The sequence below is a fragment of the Pedobacter sp. SAFR-022 genome (assembly GCF_051965375.1).
Classification (GTDB): Bacteria; Bacteroidota; Bacteroidia; order Sphingobacteriales; family Sphingobacteriaceae; genus Pedobacter.
The window spans coordinates 253,350-274,336 of sequence record NZ_JBQCME010000005.1 but is presented as its reverse complement, the minus strand read 5'-3'; the positions used below and the strand labels follow the sequence as shown (position 1 = coordinate 274,336).

The window sequence follows — 20,987 nt, the reverse complement described above, 5'->3', positions numbered from 1 at the left end:
ATGAATTCATTAGGAACCTACGACTACGTCGTTTTTCTTGTCTACTTCATTATCGTAGCTTCGTATGGCTACTGGGTTTACCACAAGAAAAAATCAGATGCAGAAAACTCGAAAGACTTCTTTCTTGCTAAAGATTCTTTAACCTGGTGGGCGATCGGCGCATCATTGATCGCTTCCAACATTTCTGCCGAACAGTTCATCGGCATGAGTGGCTCCGGCTTCACCATGGGCCTTGCCATTGCAACCTACGAGTGGATGGCTGCAGTAACCCTGATCATCGTGGCGGTCTTCTTTATTCCGGTTTACCTGAAAAATAAGATCTACACCATGCCGCAGTTCCTGGGGCAGCGGTATAACGGTACCGTAGCCATGATTATGGCCATCTTCTGGCTGTTATTGTATGTAATCGTTAACCTGACATCCATACTCTACCTGGGTGCATTAGCGATAAATAGCATTTCCGGAATCAACATCACCGCATGTATGTATATCCTGGCCATTTTCGCAGTACTAATCACCCTTGGCGGTATGAAGGTTATTGGGTACACCGATGTAATTCAGGTATTCTTTTTAATTCTGGGTGGTTTGGCAACGACCTACCTGGCACTCGAGCTTGTAGCCACACACTTCGGCAGTTCAGGCGTTGCGAGTGGAATGAAGCTGATCACAGAAAAGGCCTCAGACCACTTCCACATGATCTTCAAACAGGAGAATCCAAACTATATGGACCTTCCAGGACTAACCGTACTGATCGGTGGTATGTGGATCGTGAACCTGAACTATTGGGGCTGTAACCAGTACATCACCCAGCGGGCATTGGGCGCGGATCTTCAAACGGCAAGAAGTGGTTTGCTATTCGCTGCGGTATTGAAGTTGCTGATGCCTTTAATTGTTGTTGTACCGGGTATTGCGGCATATGTGCTTTACCAGGAAGGGTTTGGTGACTTCCGGAATGCCATGCAGAAAGGCGGTTCATTAAACGCAGATTCGGCTTATCCCGTACTGTTGAACCTCTTGCCGGAAGGTCTTAAAGGGGTATCATTTGCAGCCCTTGCTGCCGCAATTGTCGCTTCTTTGGCCGGTAAAGCGAACAGCATCGCGACGATCTTTACGCTTGATGTTTATAAAAAGGTCATTAACAAGAACGCGGATGAGCATAAGCAGGTAGTCATTGGTCGTATCACGGTGATCGCCGCCATGGTTATCGCCATTGTCATTGCACCACACCTGGGCATGGACAAAAAAGGCGGTTTCCAGTTTATTCAGGAGTACACCGGATTTGTATCCCCGGGCATCTTCGCCATGTTTATTCTCGGTTTCTTCTGGAAAAAAACCACTTCAAATGCAGCATTGTTTGCAACGATCGGAGGCTTCCTGCTATCGGTATTCTTCAAAGCTTTGCCGAATTTCGCCAATCTGGAATGGCTTAGTCCTTATGGATTTTCAAAGCTCGTTACACAGGAAGATGGCAGCAGCTTATACGAGATTCCATTCCTGGATCGAATGGGATTTGTGTTCCTGATCAGTGTGCTTGTCATGTGGATTATCAGTACCATCGAAGGTCGTAAAGGCGCAAACCCGAAAGGACTGGAGATTGACAGCAGCATGTTCAAAACCAGCAACAGTTTCGCCGCTGGTTCGCTGATCGTGTTGGGTATTATTGTAGCACTTTATACCGTTTTCTGGTAACAGCTTAAATTTTTTGCTTTAGGCCGCACTAATGAAAGTTAGTGCGGCTTTTTTATGCGCTACCAACCTCGGCCACTGTACGGCTCTTCATCGCCTCTTCACCGCCTATTGTTCGCCTATTGTTCGGCTACGGGCGAAGCAAAGGCGGCGAATAGGTGCCGAAAAGGCTTTGTACTGCAAAGCTTTCGCCGTAGCAGCGCCTAAGGGAGGTATGCATGAAGTCTTAACTTTTTATTGCTTTTCTCCGTGAATTTTTACAGGAATGCGGGGATGAGCTGAATATTTTTAGCTTTTTATTGAGAAAACCTGAGCAATTCGATCGTATAACATAAAATATACAATCAATAGATTAAATGTTTGGAGGTTATGATTTAAATATTAAATTTGTTTTAACCAAATATATCCTTATGCCTAAACCTTTACCTACCTCAGCAGACTTGACCGGTCACAATGAACCACGTGGCACCCATCAAGTCGACAAAAAGTACCTTTCCTGCTGTTTATTTACAACAAACCTGTCTATTCGAGTCCAGTTTTATTCCGAGAAATACATTTAATTCTTCGGAGCAGCTTCGGCTACCATAATTTCTAGCATTGATCATGCACTGGCCATTTTCTGGCCGGTGAAATCGACTGTATAAATGATTTTAATAGCTCGCCTATGAATAGTTAATAAAAAAAGGAGCGAATGCGCCAACATTCAACTCCTTTTTCCTCCGACAACAGTATGAACCATTATCAGAATTTTAACAATCAACCACAAATTTATGAAAAAAAGGGAACAGTGTACGAACACGCGATGCTTCCGCCTGCGAAAAAACAGGGTCATGCTCCTCGCGAATGTGATTTTTGTCTCCAGCCTTTTTGCCTGTGAACAGGCCGCAGCAGCGGCCTTTCCGAACAGCTATCTAAGTACCAACCAGGCTGATATCGTGGTCACCGGCCAGATCACTGATGCTAAAGGCTCCGGCATCCCCGGGGTCAGCGTCAAACTTAAAAACACCACCGTTGCAACCACCACAGATGCTTCCGGACGATACACCATCCGGGTACCTGAAACAGGAGTGCTCGTGTTCAGCTATGTGGGTTACGTCACGAGCGAGCAGCCGGTGAATAACCGCAAATCCATCAGCATCACCTTGTTGGAGGATACCGAAGCACTTTCAGAAGTGATCGTTGTGGGCTACGGCACCCAGAAGAAGGCTGTGGTGTCTGGTGCGGTGACCGCTGTAAAAGGTACCGAGCTGGCAAAAACACCTACAGCCAACTTGTCCAACTCCCTGGCGGGCCGCCTTCCCGGTGTCACTGCCGTTCAAGCCAGCGGTGAACCCGGTTATGATGGCTCTGCCATCCGGATCCGCGGGGTAAACTCGCTGGGCAACAATAATGCGCTCATCGTTATCGATGGGGTGCCTAACCGGGCCGGTGGATTGGAAAGGATCAACCCGAACGATATCGAAAGTGTATCCGTACTGAAAGATGCTTCGGCAGCGATCTATGGATCACGTGCAGCAAACGGTGTTATCCTGATTACCACCAAACAAGGTCAGAGCGGAAAAACCCAGGTCTCGTATGACTTTGGTTATGGCTTACAGCAACCTGTACGGATTCCGAAAATGTCGAACTCGGTACAGTATGCCGAGATCCTCAATGAGCTGAACATCTTTGGATCCGACTTGCCGGTAGACCAATGGTCGGCCGCCTGGGAGGCTTTCAAAAATACGGGCTCCTATGTACGGCCGGATAACGGCAATACCTTAAACGCGGCGTACCGCCCGGATGAGATGCAAAAGCTGCGGGATGGTTCCGATCCTTTACGTTATCCAAACACAGACTGGTACGGGACCACCTTGAGAACATGGGCGCCGCAACAACGCCATAATTTACAGGTAAATGGAGGAACCGAGAATACGAAGTACCTGGTTTCGATGGGCTACCTGGATCAGGATGGCTATTATAATAAATCTGCTACCGGTTACAAGCAGTATGATTTTAGGGTAAACCTGGAATCGAAGTTCAATAAATATGTTACGGCCAATCTGGGCATTACCGGACGTGAGGAGATGCGCAATTTTCCTACGGTAGGTGCGGGCGACATCTTCAGGATGCTGATGCGCGGTAAGCCAACGGAGATTGAGGTCTGGCCCAATGGTTTGCCGGGGCGGGATATCGAGTTTGGTTACAACCCTTATGTTATTGCAACGGACCTTACCGGATACGACCGCGACAGACGGGATTACTTTCAGTCTACCGGCCGTCTGGAAATTCAGATTCCGGGTGTTGAAGGTTTGAAAGTAACAGGTACCGCCTCAATCGATAAGTTCTGGGGTAAACGCAAGCGCTGGCAAACGCCATGGACCTTGTACGATTGGGACAAGAAGACCTTTGAGGCCGACGGTGTAACGCCGGTATTGGTGGGCTCCGTGCGCTCGGAAAGAACAGACCCGAGTTTACAGGAATATGCAGGCGATCAGCTGGCCATTAACCTGATGGGTATGATCAACTATGACAAAAAAATCAAGGATCACCAGTTTAATCTCATGGCAGGTGTTACCCGCGAGAAAGTGGATAACAGTGGCTTTTCTGCTTTCCGCAGATACTTCCTTTCAACAGCCTTGCAGGAACTTGTTGGCGGTAGTGATAAAGAACAAGCGATCAGCAATCCAACAGACGAGCCATATAACCTTTACCGCAGGGCAAGGTTAAGTTACTTCGGAAGAATAGGTTACAACTACAAAGAAAAGTACCTTGCCGAATTCTTATGGCGTGCAGATGGTTCATACATCTTCCCGGAGGATAAGCGTTTTGGATTTTTCCCAGGTATTTCCGTGGGCTGGCGTATCTCTGAAGAGCCTTTCTTCAAAAACAACATCGCCTTCGTCAATAACTTAAAACTTCGTGGATCCTGGGGTCAGATGGGTGCTGAGGCATACTTTGGTGATGCACTTGCAGAATACCAGTATTTAAGTACCATGGGTTTTGGGAACTATGTGATCAATGATCAGCTGACACAAACCTTGTTTGAAAACCGCGTGCCCAACCTTGATTTTGGCTGGGAGGTTGCAAATAATGCGAATATCGGTTTAGACGCGTCTTTCCTGAACAACAAGCTGACCTTAGAGTTGGATGGTTTCTATAACAAACGTACAAACATCCTGATCTCCAGAGGTAATTCTATTCCGGGAAGTTCCGGTATCACTGATAAGTTGCCTCCGGTGAACCTGGGTAAGGTTGATAATAAAGGTTTCGAGTTTAAGTTGGGTTATGCAGATCACTCCGGAGATTTCGGTTACTCGGTTAGCGTGAACGGCGGTTATGCGAAGAATAAGATCGTTTTCTGGGATGAAACCCCTGGTGCACCAGAATGGCAACGCTCCACTGGCATGCCGACTGGCACTGGCCTCGCTTATGAATACACCGGTGTATTCCGGGATCAGGCGGAGATTGATGCCAATGCAATTGACTACACCGGCCTAACGAACAGGCTATTGCCTGGAGACATGAAGTTCAGGGACGTGAATGGGGATGGTAAGATCAACGGTGATGACCAGATCCGGTTGGATAAAACGAATGTGCCGAGGTTTACCGGTGGTTTGAACATTAACCTGACCTATAAGAACTTTGATTTCTCCGCATTAATTCAGGGTGCTACCGGTGGTGTTCAGATTGTAGGTTTAACCGAATCTGGTGATATCGGGAACTTCCTTGAGTGGTCATACATCAATCGCTGGAGTATAGATAATCCAAGCAGCGAGTTCCCAAGGCTATCCAACCGTGGGCAGACCTACTATACCGACACCAATAATGCCGCGCAAAACACCTATTGGATCCGCAGCAACAACTATGTGCGCCTGAAGAACGTAGAGCTGGGTTATAGCCTGTCGCCGGAGTTTACCAAGCGGATCGGGTTGCGGTCGCTGAGAGTTTATGCGAATGGATTGAACTTGTTTACCATGGATAAGATCAAGATCTGGGATCCGGAATCAACAAACTCCAGTGCTCAATATTATCCACAAGCGCGGGTGATCAATGCAGGGATTAAAGCTGGATTTTAGAAACAATGCGAACTGAAAATAAATTTACTATGAGACCGATTTATAGAAATACCTATTTATATGCCCTTGCACTGCTCGCAACAGTAGCGACAAGTTGCAAAAAAGACTTCCTGGCAGTCGAGCCGCCTAACCAGATCTCCGCAGAGCTGGTCTGGCAGGATCCAGCCTTGGCACAAGGCTTTGTAACCGAGATCTACAACGGTCTGGATGTGGGTGGATTTGATGAACAAATGCTTTCGTCATTATCAGATGAATCCATGTTCACGCATCCTAACCGGGGCATCGACCTGATCAATGCGGGTACCATTAACCCGACTACCCTGGGCTGGGTGGATGAAACTTATGGCTACAATCAGATGTATAATCGCATCCGTTCATGTAACATTGTTATTGAAAGACTGGAAGGCGGGGAGAACGGTATCTCCGACCAGAATGTTAAAGACAAATTGCTTGGGGAGGCTTATTTTCTTCGCGGTTACTTCTATCAGCAGCTGCTCCGCTATTATGGAAGTGTACCGCTGATTTCAAAGAGCTACGGCTTAAATGATGATTTTCAGGTTAAAAGGGCCACTTATGAGGAGTGTGTGAACTTTATTCTTGCCGATTGCGAGAAAGCGATCGGTTATCTGAATGGACGTACCATGGAAAAAGGCCGGACAACAGCGATGGCTGCCATGGCCTTAAAATCCCGTGTGCTGCTGTATGCCGCGAGTGATTTACATGATATTCCGACTGCAAAAACGAAGTCTTCCGTGATTGCCGGTTTTGCAAATCCAGAGTTTCTTGGCTATCTTTCCGGTGACCGAGCTGCTCGTTGGACTGCGGCGCAAGCTGCTGCCAAGGCAGTTCTTGATGCAGGTGCTGGTTATAAGTTAAACCTTACAGCTCCAGTGACACCGGAAGAAGGACGTATGAACTATAAAAGCATAGCGATGGGTGGCGGCAGCAAGGCGCCGGGTGTTGATGCCTCGGCAGCAACAGAGCTGATCTTTGCCCGCTATTTTATTGATCGCAGCGATATGCGCTATGGTCGTGCAAACGGACCTAACGGTTATCACAACTGGGCGGGAAATACGCCCGTTGGTTTACTAGTGGACGACTACGAAATGCTTGACGGAACACCTTTCAGCTGGAACAATCCTGCGCAGAAAGCCAGACCTTACGTAAACAGAGATCCACGCTTCTATGCCACGATCCTGTATGATGGGGCAGACTGGAAACCGCGGAACCTGGTATCAGGGAATGTAGACCCTGCAAATCAAATCCAGACTGGTGAATACGACCTCCAAGAGGGTTCCAGTGTAATTACTTTCAAAGGTCTTGATACCCGTGGCAGTTCTATCGAAAACTGGAACGGCAGCTGGACCGGTTATTACACCCACAAGTTTATTGATCCGGATCCGAACATCATAGAAGCTTCCAATCCGCAGTTCGTGCCATGGCCTTTCTTCCGCTACACGGAAGCTGTGTTTAACTATGTGGAAGCCAGCATCGAACTTGGTCAGGAGAGTGAGGCACTTTTATGGCTCAACAGAATCCGTTACCGTTCGGGGATGCCTGCAATCACGGCAAGCGGCACAGCTTTAAGAGATGCTTATCGCCATGAGCGCCGCATTGAGATGGTGTATGAAGAGCAGCGCTACCATGATGCACGCCGCTGGATGATTGCTCCGGAGACCCTTGGCCGTAAAACAACCTATATCAAGGTGACCGGTAAGTTCAAGCCTGGACAGACACTTTCTGCGCCATACCGCCATGATGAGACCATTTATAACTATACCTATACGCCTACGGTAGAAACCGCCCAGGAGAATCGCAAGTGGGAGGACAAAATCTACTTCAGGCCTTTTAGCCGTGACGAAATCAATAGAAATAATCAACTGATACAAAACCCCGGATATTAAATCCGATTAGACTGCCGATGAGAATAAGAATTTTTGGTGTATTAACGTTCATGTGGGCTTCCTCTTTCTGCTATGCACAGCAGAAAGGGAAGCCTTACGTGCAAGAGATCAATGGGACAAAGCTGTCCTTCTCCATGCAGCCGGTACCGGCTGGTGAATTTATGATGGGCAGCAACAAGGGCAATCCCGACGAGAAGCCGGTGCATAAGGTCAGGATCAGCGAATTCTGGATGGGTACGCATGAGCTGACCTGGGACCTGTATGAAGCTTTCCTGTATAAGGACTATGAAACGACACATAGCATTGGCGCTGTGCCGGCGAATGTGGATGCGGTAACGCGGCCCACGAAACCTTATCTGGATATGACCTTCGGCATGGGTAAGGAAAACCATCCGGCACTGGCCATGACACATTACAATGCCATCCAGTACTGTAAATGGCTTTACGCCAGGACTGGTGTTTTTTACCGTTTACCAACCGAAGCAGAATGGGAGTATGCCGCAAGGGCAGGCAGTACCACCGAGTATGCTTTTGGTGATGATGCAGCTGCCTTGGGCGAATATGCCTGGTATAAGGATAACAGCGGCGGAAAATCCCAGCAGGTGGGCAAGAAGAAGCCAAACAAATGGGGCATCTATGACTTGTACGGCAACGTGGCGGAATGGACCTACGACCAGTATCAGGCCGACTATTACGCCAGTGTAAAGGACGGTCAGCAGGACCCGGTAAATGTGCCGGACAAGCTCTACGCCCATGTGATCAGAGGAGGCTCGTATGAAGATGTGGCGAAAGACCTTCGTTCCGCGGCGCGTCTGGCCTCTGATCCGGCATGGAAGCAGATTGATCCACAGATCCCAAAGAGCAACTGGTGGTTCCCGGAAGCGCCCTTCATTGGCATGCGCCTGGTGCGCCCGGCGGTGCAGCCCTCGGAAGCAGAGATCAAGAAGTATTATGATACCCCAGCAATTCCTGATTATTAAAACTAAAAACCAAATATTAACAGAATGGAAAACGAAAAATTATCTGGTCAACGTAGAGACTTTATAAAGGCCGGCGCATTGTTAACCGGCGGCTTACTGCTTGACCAATTCGCATTTGCTGCAGGACACTCCGGCGTAAATGACACCATAAAGATCGCACTAATTGGATGTGGAGACCGGGGTACCGGTGCTGCTTTCCAGGCTTTAAGTACCAAATCTAACCTGAAGCTGGTGGCCATGGCTGATGCTTTTCAGGACCGGATGGATCAAAGCTATAAGCTGCTGAGTGATAAGTTCAAAGATAAGGTCGACGTACCTGCAGATCGCAGGTTTGTAGGCTTCGACGGCTACAAAAAGGCTATTGCCTTGGCAGATGTCGTTTTACTTGCAACCCCTCCGGGCTTCAGACCGATGCATTTTGAAGAAGCGGTAGACAAAGGTAAACATGTGTTCATGGAGAAACCTGTTGCTGTGGATTCACCAGGGATCCGTAAGGTGCTTGCCGCAGCAGAGGTTGCCAAAAAGAAGAAATTAAACGTTGTGGTAGGATTGCAGCGCCGCTACCAGACCAACTACCGCGAAACTATGAAACGCATTCAGGATGGTGCGATAGGGGATATCGTCGGCGGACAGGTGTACTGGAACAGTGGCGGTGTATGGGTGAAACCACGTCAGCCACAACAAACAGAAATGGAATACCAGATGCGTAACTGGTATTACTTCAACTGGCTTTGCGGGGATCACATCGTAGAACAGCACGTACACAATATCGACATCGCCAACTGGGCGAAAAATGCCTATCCGGTTTCAATCCAGGGTACCGGCAGCCGCGCCTGGAGAACAGGTAAGGACTACGGCGAAATTTATGACAACCATGCGGTAGAGCTTACTTATGCTGATGGTGCGGTGATCTACAGCCAATGCCGCCATTTCGAAGGTACGGCAAACCGTGTGGATGAAACCTTTCAGGGCACCAAGGGCAGGACCTACCTTTCTGCGAACAACCAGGGCATACTTTGGGATCATACCGGAAAAGAGATCTTTAGTCACCCGACAAAAGGAAATGCAAACCCCTACCAGACGGAACATGATGAGTTATTTGCAGCGATCAGCAAAGGCGAATACAAGTTTGCTGATGCCGAACGCGGAGCGAAAAGCTGTCTGACCGCAATCATGGGCCGTTATGCAACTTACTCGGGGCAGACCATTAAGTGGGATGAGGCCTTGAATGCAAACAACAGCCTGTTCCCGGAAACGCTGGCATGGGATGCTAAACCGAGGATACTGCCGGATGCAAATGGTTTATATCCGATTCCAACACCGGGGAAAACGAAGGTGATCTAAAGAATTTCGGTGCTTATTTACAGATCAACCATTATTTGTCTGTTATTGCTGTTCCCCTTTCTTTTTAAATCCGGGGAACAGCAGTTATATACCATCACAGGCTTTGCACAGGGTACAGGGTACAGCCTGCGATATTATGCGGATACCGAACGGGTGTCTAAAGCGCAGGTAGACAGCTTGCTGCGGCAGATTGATGCTTCCATGTCTTTGTATAAGCCTGGGTCATTGATCAACCAGTTCAATAGTGCCGGGCGGCAGCTGCGTGTGGACGATGGATTTCGGACCGTTCTTCAAAAGTCTTTTGAGATCTATCACAAAACCGCTGGCCGCTTTGATATTACCGTTGCTCCGCTTGTACAATTGTGGGGCTTTGGACCAGTTGCGGTGCAAGGCTTTCCGGACAGCAGTGAGGTGCGTGAAACCTTAAAGCAGGTGGGTATGAGCAAGCTTAAACTGAAGGGGAATATGCTCTACAAAGCGGATCCTAAGATACGCATCGACCTGAATGGTATTGCGCAGGGCTATAGTGTTGATCAGGTCGCGGGATTTTTGAAGCGGCGGGGTATTCAGTCTTACATGGTCGAAATTGGTGGGGAAGTGGTTGTTCATGGCTCTAAGCCGGATGGCGGCGGTTATAGGATTGGCATTGAAGGTCCTGTTCCGGAGCATGCAAGTCTGAAAGCGAAGGAAGGGGCTGCATCCTTTCGACATATTGTGGAGCTTAAGCAAGGTGCAATCACGACTTCCGGGAATTTTAACAAATACCTGAATTATAAAGATGGGAAGATCAGCCACCTCATCAACCCGAAGACGGGCTATCCGCTGAATAACGGGATGATCAGTGTAACCGTGTATGCCAGGGATGCCATCACTGCGGATGGCTACGATAATGCGCTGATGGCGATGGATGTGGAGCAGGCGATGGCATTTGCCAGGAAAGCAGATTTAGAAGCATATTTCATCTACCACAAACCGGATGGCCGTGTGGCAGATACGCTTACCAGTGGATTTAAAAAGCTGCTGGTAAATTAACCAATTATAATCATCATGAAACGAGGAGAATTTTTAAGAAATAGCCTGCTGGCAGGCGGATCATTGATGGCAGGATCCATCATGTCTGCTGATGCAGCAACGGTTGCAAGCGAGAATCTTGCGGCATCGCAAAAAGGAAAAACCTTTAACCTGGACTATGCCCCGCATGAAGGCATGTTCGCCAATAGCGCAGGTAAGAACTTCCTGGATCAGATCCAGTTTATGTACGACCAGGGCTTCCGTTCGATCGAAGATAATGGCTACCTGAACCGTCCGGTAGAGGAGCAGACCAAGATCGGGAACCTGCTGGCCAAGCTGGGCATGCGCATGGGGGTGTTCGTGGTAGATGGCGGCGATAACTGGAAGACCTCACTGACCACCGGAAAAAAGGAGTTTAAGGACAAGTTTATTGATACCTGCAAGCGATCTGTGGAAGCGGCGAAACGCTGTAATGCCAAATGGCTGACCGTTGTGCCGGGCTTCTATGAACGTAAACTACCTTACGGTATTCAGATGGCCAATGTTGTGGATGCCATGCGTGCAGGGGCGGAAATCTTTGAACCTGCCGGCCTGATCATGGTGCTGGAAACGCTGAGCGATACGCCGGAGTTGTTCTTGCAACAGACCCATGAAACCTATAACGTATGTAAGGCCGTAAATAGCCCTTCCTGTAAGATCCTGTATGATATTTATCACATGCAGAAAACTGAAGGTAATCTGATCGTGAACATGGACCGTTGCTGGGATGAGATTGCCTACATCCAGATTGGGGACAATCCAGGGCGTAAAGAACCTACCACTGGGGAGATCCACTACAAGAACTTGTTTAAGCACATTCACAGCAAAGGTTATAAGGGAGTTATGGGGATGGAACATGGGAACTCCAGGCCCGAGAAAGCAGGTGAGCTGCGGGTTATCGAGGCGTACCGGGAAGTTGATCAGTTCATTTAGAAATAAAAAAGGCTCCAGTATTCGGAGCCTTTTTTAGAGATTTGAACACAATTTCTATAATACCGTGGAAAAAGCACCACCATCTACTGCGTAATTTGTGCCGGTGATGTATCTGGCTTCCGAGGAAACTAAAAAGCCTACCAGATTAGCAACTTCTTCAGCCTCGGCCATCCTGCCCAGGGGAATCCCTACCTTATCCATCATGGCTTTATAGGCATCATCCGCTGTAATGTTCGAAGACTTTGCTATATTCTCAATAAAATCCATCATTAAGGTTGTTTTAACCAGGCCGGGGGACACTACATTCACCCGAATTCCTTTCGGCCCCAATTCACTCGCCAGCGCCTTGCTATAGGCATTCAGCGCTGCTTTGGCGGAAGAGTAGGACATTGTCATCTCCCAAATCGGTTCTTTGGCTGCATTGGTAGAGATATTGATAATAACCCCAGTAGCTTTTTCGATCATCAAAGGCAATAGCAATTTATTAATGCGAACAACTGACAAAAAATTTAGTTGCCAGTCACTATACCAGTGTTCGTCTGAAAGTGCCTGGAAGCCACCACCCGGACTTAAATTTGCCCCCGCATTATTGACAATGATGTCTATTCTACCATACTTTTCTACGATATCCCTAGCAATAACTTCTGCATCTTTTGGGTTCGTAAGATCAGCAGCTATAAAGTGATGTACGTTTGTGTTTTCTTCGGGTGCGGTTCGTGCAGTTATCACAACTTGAGCACCACTGCTGCTTAGTTTATCGGCAACGGCTTTGCCAATACCCTTTGTACCGCCGGTTACCAAAGCAACCAGTCCTTTCAATGTACCTTCCATATCGTTCTTTATTAATGAGTTGTAAAGTAAAATACAATACTTTACTTTTGGAAGTAGTTACATCTTTGTACAGTAATACCAAAAGGTAAAGCCTTGCAGATAATCAAGTACTTATGGAAGATAAAAAAGATAAAAAAACGGACGAACGATGTGCACTCCAGGAGATTTTGGGTGTAATTGGTGGAAAATGGTCAATGTCTATTATCTACGCTTTGTTTGAAGGCACGAAGCGGTTCAGTGAATTAGAGCGACTTGTGCTTAAAATTAACAGTCGAATGTTGGTGAAGGAATTAAAGAATATGGAAGCAAACGGCATAGTGGTCAGAGAAGTGTTTCCAACAGTACCACCGACGGTAGAATACACCTTAACTACAAAAGGGAAAAAATTGGAGCCAATTATTAACGAATTGTATAAGTGGGGATTGGAATATGTCGCATAGCCACCATAATCATCTAAGCTGCTTTTTCAGCATTGTAGAGGTTTGCTTTCCGTGGTAATGTTAAGATTTCCAGCGGTAATCAGGAGGTTATGCTTCTCAGCTTCCTACTGAGCCAAAATTACAGCTTATTGGGACAATTTTTTCCTGATGTAATGTTGAATACTTGAAATTGTGCTGGATTTATTTGTAATTTTCCTTCCATCAAAACAGAATCAAATGATCAGCAATCATGAAATTGACTACCATGTATATGGTGAAGAAATGCAATATGTAGAGGTTGAGCTAGACCCTAATGAAACAGCAATTGCCGAGCCCGGAGCCTTTATGATGATGGACGATGGGATACAGATGCAAACCATTTTTGGAGACGGGAGTCAGCAGGACAGTGGGCTGTTGGGTAAGCTTTTCAGCGCAGGAAAGCGCCTGCTTACTGGTGAAAGCCTTTTTATGACGGCTTTCACGAATGTAGCTTACGGCAAGAAGCGGGTGAGTTTTGCTTCGCCTTATCCTGGAAAAATCATCCCGATCGACCTTCATCAGCTTGGGGGCAGGATCACCTGCCAGAAGGATGCCTTCCTTTGTGCAGCAAAAGGAGTGAGTGTGAGTATCGCTTTTCAGCGGAAACTTGGTACCGGCCTTTTCGGCGGTGAAGGCTTCATCATGCAGAAGCTGGAAGGTGACGGTATGGCCTTTATGCATGCCGGGGGGCACGTGCTGGAAAGGACCATCCAGCATGGTGAAGCGTTGAAGATCGACACCGGCTGCCTGGTGGCATTTACTTCCGGCATCGACTATGATATTGAGTTTGTTGGTGGCATCAAAAATACCATTTTCGGTGGAGAAGGTGTGTTCTTCGCTACGCTACGTGGTAGCGGTAAGGTCTGGATACAGTCACTTCCGATCAGCAGGCTTGCCGGGCGAATTTTGCAGTACGGTACCGTAAACCGCAAGGAGGAAGGCAGCATCTTAGGTGGCTTCGGTAACCTACTCGACGGCGATGGTCGTTAGTTTCAGTTCTTAAGCTGATAGCGAATACCAAAAAACCACCTGATCCCTTGATTGGGTGCGTACACATAAGAAGGGTCAAAGGTCAGGCCATAGGGGTTCTCCGGAGTCACCATCGCCTGACCTGCTTCATTAAACTGCACCTGCTTGTCGAAGGGGTCATGTGAGCGGGCGATTAGAAAGGGATTTCCCTTGTTTGGTGTCCAGTTCAGCAGGTTCTTCACGCCTCCGTAAAGATCTATGCCATTGCGCAAGCTTTTCGTAAGCTGCACATTCTGTATACTCCACCATGGAGAAACCGGCTTGCGTGGATCGGTATCGCTTAAAAGCGGAAGCCGCATGGGGCCATAAACGTTTCCCGTGTAATCGATTTGAATGCCATACTTTTCATGTTTATAGCCGATGTTCCAAACGCCGGTGAAATGCTCCGTAAAGAGCTGTTTAATCTTAACACCTTGCTGTTTGCTGTAAACATCCATCAATGTACCGCCAACCAGGAACTTCAACCCGTTTTTTAAACTCAGGTCCGCATTCAGGGAAACTCCTTTCGATACGGCATAACCATCCAGATTATTATAGATGATCTTGTTTGGGTCCGTTTCATAATCTGCAATGATCTTGTTGTTGAACCAGGTGTAGAATGCGGTTGCATCAAGGCCAAATATGCCTCCTCCCGCGGTGTACATCCGCTTTACGAAGTTGATGTTACCATTCCAGGAAGTTTCCGGTCTAAGGTCGTCGATGAAGACCACATCCCGGGCGCCGGTCAATGCGGCATGATCTTCCGTGAAAACATTGGCTACGCGGAAGCCGTTTCCAAAGCTCAGCCGCAGGATGTTGTGCTGGTCATCAGAATTCCACTTGTAGTTTATTCGAGGGGTTAGAATACTGCCATGAATGGAGTTGTAGTCATATCTAAGGCCCAGTAGCAAGGTGTTGTTCGTGTCGACTTTGATTTCATCCTGTAAAAACGCTCCAGGAAGATTTATATGAGAAGCCCTGTTGATGTTGATGTCGCTTGCTGCGGCGGTTGCCGGGGTATTGTCGTCGTAAAAGGTGTAGCGGTAGGCCAGTCCACCAAGCAGATCATGCCTGCCCAGGCGGCGGTTCCAGGTAAGCTGCGCAAAACCGATCTGCTGCTGGGCCTGGTAGTTGAGGTTGCCATATACGCTGTTCTGGTCATGGGCATTTGCACTAAAGGTAAAAAAAAGCTTTTCGCGCAGGGGCAGCTGATAATTCCCGAGAACTTCCCAGCGACTGGTGTAGATACTTTCACCATACACTTCATCGCCACCGCGGTACTTTTTCTCCCATTTCATTTCGCCACCCCAGCGGTCTTCATACACATAGCGGCCAGCGATGGAAAACTGGCGGTTTTGTTTCCGTTGAAAATCCCATTTATTGAACACAGAAACGCGGTGCTGCAGGGTAACATCCGTAAAGCCATCCTTATTGTTGTCGATAGGGTTGTCGTAAATAAAATGATTGATGCCAAGTAATGCACTGGCCGTTTTGCCCGGCTGGAATCTTGCCGCGATGTCCGTATTTATTTCGCCCCAGCTGGTGCCGAAGACATCGGCCGAGATACGCGACGCATCTTCCGGTTTTTTGGTGATGATGTTGATCAGACCGCCTACGGCTTCACTTCCGTATAAGGTGGAGGCTGGCCCCTTTACGATCTCCACCCGGTCAATGATCGACTGCGGGATGCCGCTTAAACCATATACGGTAGATAAACCGCTTACGATTGGCATACCGTCGATCAGGATCATGGTATATGGTCCCTCCAGTCCGTTGATGTGGATGTCGCCAGTATTGCAGATGTTGCAATTGAGCTGCGGGCGCACGCCGTTAATATTTTGAAGACTTTCAAAGATTGATGGGTTGGGGTTTGCCCGGAAGAACTTTGCCGTGTATACCTCCACTGGAACGGGACTGTTGAGCTTTGAAACCGCCTTCATGGTTCCAGACACGACAATCTCATCCAGGTCATTGCCCTGAGCTTGCAGGATGATATGGTGATCCTGCGGCAGGCTTTCACTTACGGAAACCTCCAGTTGCTGATTGACATAGCCCACTGCACTTAGCCGCAGTGTATAGCGGCCAGGCTTCAGGTCTTTTAAGAAAAAGTAGCCTAGACTGTCTGCCTGTATTTTCTGCTTCAGCGCAGGAATATTTAAAGTAACATGTTCAACGCCGCTACCGCTTGGTGTCGTAACACGTCCACGCAACTGCCCCTGCTGTGCAAATACATATAGACTCATTAATAATAAGTATAAGATTAGTAAGGTCTTTAGCTTCATATCATGTTTAGTATTAGAAATACAAATATATATTGTTAGACAATGCTAACAATAGTTTTGTTTAAAATAAACTTACAAGCGGTAGATTGTGTAATTTTGGTCTATGTATTCTGTTGTTGAAGAAAATTATCTGAAAGCCTTACTTAGTCTTGCGAATACGGAGGACGAGGTGAGCATCAATGAGCTGAGCAAACGGTTAAAGATCAAGATGCCTACGGTGAACAGCATGATGAAGCGGTTTGTGGAGAAGGACTTGATCAACTATGAGAGTTATAAGCCTGTGAAATTAACGGCACTGGGGAAACGCGAAGCTGCCATGGTAGTTCGCAAGCATCGGCTTACAGAGATGTTCCTGGTGGAGAAAATGGATTTCAACTGGGAAGAGGTGCATGAAATTGCCGAGCAGATTGAACATATTAAGTCACCTTTGTTCTTCGAGAAGATGGATGCGCTATTGGGTTATCCGAAGTTTGATCCGCATGGCTCGCCAATTCCGGATAAAAACGGAGCACTTTTTGAACCTGCGTACGTACCACTAAGCCAATGTTCGCCAGCGGAAGAACTGACCTTGAAGGCAGTTTCGGACTCTTCGGAAGGCTTCCTGCGTTTTCTGAACGGGCGTTCCATTCTCCTGGGTGATCAGATCAGGGTTGTGGCTAAGGAACACTTTGATGGTAGTATGCAGGTGGAGATCAAAGGGAAATCGAAGGAGACCTTCAGTCAACTTATCTGCGACAAACTCCTGGTTGAAAAAATTAACATGAAAACTAACTAATCACAAAAGGTTATAGATCTGGTTCTTTCCGGTCTTCTTTCTTTATAAAATCCAGAATGGCGCGGTTCACCTCCGCGCTTTTTTCATGTTGTAGCCAGTGTGTGGCATCCCCAAAGGCCTTCATTTCGCCATTACCCGCAAAGTCCATGCTGGCTTCAGCCAAAGAGAAATCCAGGGAGAGGTCCTGTTTTCCCCAAAGCATCAGCAAGGGCAGTGAGACCTCTTTTGGTGTCTTCAGGTTATCCCGGAATTCCTTACTGCGTCTGATGGCACGGTACCAGTTGATCATGGTCCTGAGATTGCCTTTCCAGGCCTGCGTATAACGTTCCATATCTGATGTGCTGAAGGTTCCGGGCAGCGCCATCTTCAGCATACTTTTACGAAGCAGTTTAAAGTTGTTCCGTCCGAAAAGCCATTCCGGGATCCAGGGCAGTTGGAAAAGGTATATGTACCAGCTTCTGAGGAGCTGCTTTGGAGATATCCGTTTACGGAGAACGCCAGGATGCGGGGCATTCAGGATGGTGATGGTTTTAAAATGTTGTGGGTGATAGATGCCGAGTAACCAGGATACAATCCCACCCCAGTCGTGGCCCACAAGATGCACTTCTTTCAAGCCCAGCACTTCAATCAGGCTGCAGATATCCTCCATGAGGTGTTTGCAGCGATAAGCCTTGATGCCTTGTGGCTTCCCGCTAAGGTTGTATCCGCGTTGATCGGGTACAATCACACGATAGCCGCGATCGGCAAAATAAGCGATCTGATCCTTCCAGCCATACCAGAAATCGGGAAAGCCATGTAAGAATATAATTGGTGTTCCCGCTGCCGGTCCCGCTTCGATCACGTGCAAATTGAGGTTGCCTAAGCTATAGTGCTGGCTCTTGATGTCTGCTGTTTTCATAGTCCATTAGAAACCAACGAAATATTTTTTTGTTATTCTATTCCCAAGAAATTTTTTATGAAGGAACAGCAGCCGGAAACGGATTATAAGAATAAGTTTGAGGAGTGTAATGGCAGGTTTGAAGGTGTATTTGACCATACCTCTGCCGCAAGTAAGATCATCAATTCAGATCTGGAGATTTTAAAGGTAAACCGCGCATTGGTCGAGTTACTTGGCTTTTCGGAAGCGGAGATCGTGGGCACCAAAATCATGGATTACGCCTGTAAAGATGTGGTGCACCATTGGGAAGACCTGCAGGACGCCATGTGGAAACACGGAAAGCCCTACTTTAAACTGGATGCCTGCCTGGTCCGTAAAGATGGATCATTGGCCTGGATCCACGTTACAACGGTATTGTTCCAGCAGGACCAGGAATATTTTGCTTATACGGTACTGGACGACTTCAGTTATCAGAAGAACCTGGAGGAAACGGAAAAGCGTTTGAGCATGGCGCTGGAGAATTCAAGGATGGCGGTATGGGAGCTTGATCTGGAGGATGGTTCTATTATGCATACTACCGGCTTCAAGCAACTGTTTGGTATCCAAGAGCCGGTAAAAGCATGGAACAGGGAGCGATTGTTACGTCAGTTCCTGAAAGAAGATGGCGAAAGGCTCCGGGAGGTTCTGGCAAACATCAACAAAGAATCTACCATTGACTTTCAGGGTCGCATCCGAACCCTGGATGGCGTGGTGCGCTGGGTGTATTTGCAGGGCAAGCCCTCCCTTGAGCATGGGCGCCAACCGACAAAGATCCTGGGTACGATCACAGATATTACGAAGGAGAAACTTGCGGAGCGGGATAAGGATGACTTCATCAGCATTGCCAGTCATGAACTTAGGACACCAATTACTGCTTTGAAGGCTTCCCTGCAGCTACTGGATACCATGAAGCAGGGACAAAGTCCTAAAGCGGCCAGTCTGATTACGCAGGCGAATAAAAGTATGCATAAGATCACCCACCTGATTGATGATTTGCTGAACGTGAACAACCTTAAGGAGGGACAGCTCCGGTTGAAAAAGACCCGGTTCCGCATTGGCAGCGCCGTAGATGATTGTTGTTTGCATGTAGCTGCAGAAGGGATCTTCGAGATCATCACCAGCGGCGACCTGGACCAGGAGGTGGAGGCCGATTCTGAACGCATTCAACAGGTGGTGATCAATCTGGTAAACAATGCAATGAAGTATGCACATGGCACCGGGAAGATCTGGATTAACATTGCCAAAGTTGATGGGGATGTAAAGGTTTCGGTGACCGATCAGGGGCCTGGAATAGAAGAGGATAAGTTACCACATTTATTCGACCGTTTTTACCGTGCGGATATCAGCTCGGGGCAGTATTCTGGCCTGGGGCTGGGCTTGTACATCGCCTCGGAGATTGTCAGGCGACACAAAGGGCAAATTGGCGTGGACAGCAGCCCGGGGAAGGGCAGTACCTTCTGGTTTACTTTACCCCTGGATGCCTGAATCTACCTGGCATGCTGATATAAAATAAAAATGGCCCTTTCGGGCCATTTTTATTTTTTTACGCTGAACTTGTATGTGGTGCTGGTCTGGTAGGTATCCCCAGGCTTCAAAGTGATGGAAGGGAAGGCCGGTTGATTTGGTGAATCCGGGAAATGTTGCGTTTCCATGGCGAATGCCGTACGGTAATCATCCTTATGGCCACCTTTCATAACGTTTTTACTTTTCATGAAGTTACCGCTGTAAAACTGTAATCCAGGCTCCTCCGTATAGATCTCCATCATGATGCCGGTTTTGTCACCGGTAACACTTGCCACAACGTCATTTACACCATGTTGATTTAACACGTAGTTATGGTCGTAACCTGCACCATACTGCAGTTGCTGGTGTTTGTCTTCAATGCGGGCACCGATGGTTTCTGCTTTCGTGAAATCAAGTGGTGTACCAGCTACGGCTTCGATTTTTCCCGTTGGAATCAACGTTGCATCCACAGGGGTGTACTTATCCGCTTTGATCTCCACGGTATGCCCCAGGATGCTGCCGCTGGCTTCACCATTCAGGTTAAAGAAAGCATGGTTGGTAAGGTTTACTACGGTGTTTTTGTCTGTTGTTGCATGATAGCTGATCTTTAAAGCATTATCATCCTGTAAGTCGTACGTAACCTTCACATCCAGGTTGCCTGGAAATCCCTCCTCCATATCTTTGGAAAGGTAGTGCAGCTCCAGGGTATGATCATCGACTTGTTTCGCCTCCCAAACGACATCCTGAAAGCCTTTCTTACCACCATGCAGGGTGTTTGGACCATCATTGGTAAATAGCGTGTAGGCTTTACCATCGAGTGTAAACTTGCCCTTAGCGATGCGGTTGCCCACACGGCCGATGGTGGCACCAAAATAAGGTTCGGCAGACTCCTTAAAGCCGGTAACGTCATCAAAGCCCGCAACAACATCGGTTAGGTTGCCATCCTTATCGGGAACATACATGCTCACCAGTCGGCCACCGTAATTGGTGATCAGGGCTTTTGCGCCGGATTTGTTTTGGAGGGTAAAGAGTTTGGTTTCTTTGCCGTCTATGGTTTTCTCGAAATCTTTAGGGTTTAGTGACACGTTGCTTGTTTTGGTTGATGAATCTGCTTCGTTGGATTTATTGCCGCTGTTGCATGCAGTTGCGGACACAACCACGGCACAAAGCAAAAGTAGGTTAATGCGGTTTGTTTTTGCGTTCATTTTAATGAAATAACAGGTTAGGTGATCATATTTAGTTATAACACTAAGAACGTA

The 20,987-nt window shown here is 47.6% G+C and carries 15 protein-coding genes; 11 read left to right on the top strand and 4 right to left on the bottom strand.

Translation table 11 applies throughout. The features are described 5' to 3' along the window. From ACTHQF_RS13870 to ACTHQF_RS13840, 7 genes are all read left to right on the top strand, one after another. The gene (locus tag ACTHQF_RS13870) at window positions 1-1,689 is read left to right on the top strand and encodes a sodium/sugar symporter (protein ID WP_440430973.1); all 1,689 of its coding nucleotides are present in this window, start codon (window positions 1-3) and stop codon (window positions 1,687-1,689) included. Window positions 1,690-2,456: 767 nt separating this feature from the next. Next, on the top strand, window positions 2,457-5,744 hold the full coding sequence (locus ACTHQF_RS13865) for a SusC/RagA family TonB-linked outer membrane protein (protein WP_440430971.1): 3,288 nt from the start codon (window positions 2,457-2,459) through the stop codon (window positions 5,742-5,744). A gap of 29 nt (window positions 5,745-5,773) precedes the next feature. Next, window positions 5,774-7,648 (top strand): RagB/SusD family nutrient uptake outer membrane protein, encoded by a 1,875-nt coding sequence (locus tag ACTHQF_RS13860; protein WP_440430969.1) that lies wholly within the window; start codon window positions 5,774-5,776, stop codon window positions 7,646-7,648. A gap of 17 nt (window positions 7,649-7,665) precedes the next feature. Beyond that, a complete protein-coding gene (locus ACTHQF_RS13855; protein WP_440430967.1) occupies window positions 7,666-8,628 on the top strand; it encodes a formylglycine-generating enzyme family protein in 963 nt (320 codons plus the stop codon). A gap of 24 nt (window positions 8,629-8,652) precedes the next feature. Then, window positions 8,653-9,972 (top strand): Gfo/Idh/MocA family protein, encoded by a 1,320-nt coding sequence (locus tag ACTHQF_RS13850; RefSeq protein WP_440430965.1) that lies wholly within the window; start codon window positions 8,653-8,655, stop codon window positions 9,970-9,972. Between the two features lie 9 nt (window positions 9,973-9,981). Beyond that, window positions 9,982-11,004 (top strand): FAD:protein FMN transferase, encoded by a 1,023-nt coding sequence (locus ACTHQF_RS13845; RefSeq protein ID WP_440430963.1) that lies wholly within the window; start codon window positions 9,982-9,984, stop codon window positions 11,002-11,004. Between the two features lie 81 nt (window positions 11,005-11,085). Next, window positions 11,086-11,955, top strand: a complete 870-nt coding sequence (locus ACTHQF_RS13840; protein WP_440431006.1) for a hydroxypyruvate isomerase family protein — start codon at window positions 11,086-11,088, stop codon at window positions 11,953-11,955. 54 nt (window positions 11,956-12,009) lie between these two features. Here ACTHQF_RS13840 and ACTHQF_RS13835 read toward each other — a convergent pair whose 3' ends face one another. Continuing rightward, entirely contained in the window at window positions 12,010-12,786 is a 777-nt protein-coding gene (locus tag ACTHQF_RS13835) for an SDR family oxidoreductase (RefSeq protein WP_440430961.1), read from the bottom strand. A gap of 113 nt (window positions 12,787-12,899) precedes the next feature. On the opposite strand from ACTHQF_RS13835, the gene ACTHQF_RS13830 reads away from it, so the two are divergent. After that, the gene (locus ACTHQF_RS13830; RefSeq protein ID WP_440430959.1) at window positions 12,900-13,226 is read left to right on the top strand and encodes a winged helix-turn-helix transcriptional regulator; all 327 of its coding nucleotides are present in this window, start codon (window positions 12,900-12,902) and stop codon (window positions 13,224-13,226) included. A gap of 216 nt (window positions 13,227-13,442) precedes the next feature. Further along, window positions 13,443-14,234 (top strand): TIGR00266 family protein, encoded by a 792-nt coding sequence (locus ACTHQF_RS13825; RefSeq protein WP_440430957.1) that lies wholly within the window; start codon window positions 13,443-13,445, stop codon window positions 14,232-14,234. A gap of 2 nt (window positions 14,235-14,236) precedes the next feature. Here the strand turns inward: ACTHQF_RS13825 and ACTHQF_RS13820 are convergent, their stop codons facing one another. After that, window positions 14,237-16,495 carry a TonB-dependent receptor gene (locus ACTHQF_RS13820; RefSeq protein WP_440430956.1) on the bottom strand — a complete coding sequence of 753 codons (2,259 nt, stop codon included), beginning with the start codon at window positions 16,493-16,495 and terminating at the stop codon, window positions 14,237-14,239. A gap of 142 nt (window positions 16,496-16,637) precedes the next feature. Here ACTHQF_RS13820 and ACTHQF_RS13815 point away from each other — a divergent pair, with 142 nt between their 5' ends. After that, window positions 16,638-17,309, top strand: a complete 672-nt coding sequence (locus ACTHQF_RS13815; protein ID WP_440430954.1) for a metal-dependent transcriptional regulator — start codon at window positions 16,638-16,640, stop codon at window positions 17,307-17,309. A gap of 10 nt (window positions 17,310-17,319) precedes the next feature. Here ACTHQF_RS13815 and ACTHQF_RS13810 read toward each other — a convergent pair whose 3' ends face one another. Continuing rightward, on the bottom strand, window positions 17,320-18,207 hold the full coding sequence (locus ACTHQF_RS13810; RefSeq protein WP_440430952.1) for an alpha/beta fold hydrolase: 888 nt from the start codon (window positions 18,205-18,207) through the stop codon (window positions 17,320-17,322). 57 nt (window positions 18,208-18,264) lie between these two features. Between ACTHQF_RS13810 and ACTHQF_RS13805 the strand changes: the two genes are divergently transcribed. Continuing rightward, window positions 18,265-19,710 (top strand): ATP-binding protein, encoded by a 1,446-nt coding sequence (locus ACTHQF_RS13805; protein ID WP_440430951.1) that lies wholly within the window; start codon window positions 18,265-18,267, stop codon window positions 19,708-19,710. Window positions 19,711-19,760: 50 nt separating this feature from the next. Here the strand turns inward: ACTHQF_RS13805 and ACTHQF_RS13800 are convergent, their stop codons facing one another. Continuing rightward, the gene (locus ACTHQF_RS13800; RefSeq protein WP_440430950.1) at window positions 19,761-20,933 is read right to left on the bottom strand and encodes an aldose epimerase family protein; all 1,173 of its coding nucleotides are present in this window, start codon (window positions 20,931-20,933) and stop codon (window positions 19,761-19,763) included. Between the last annotated feature and the right edge of the window lie 54 nt (window positions 20,934-20,987).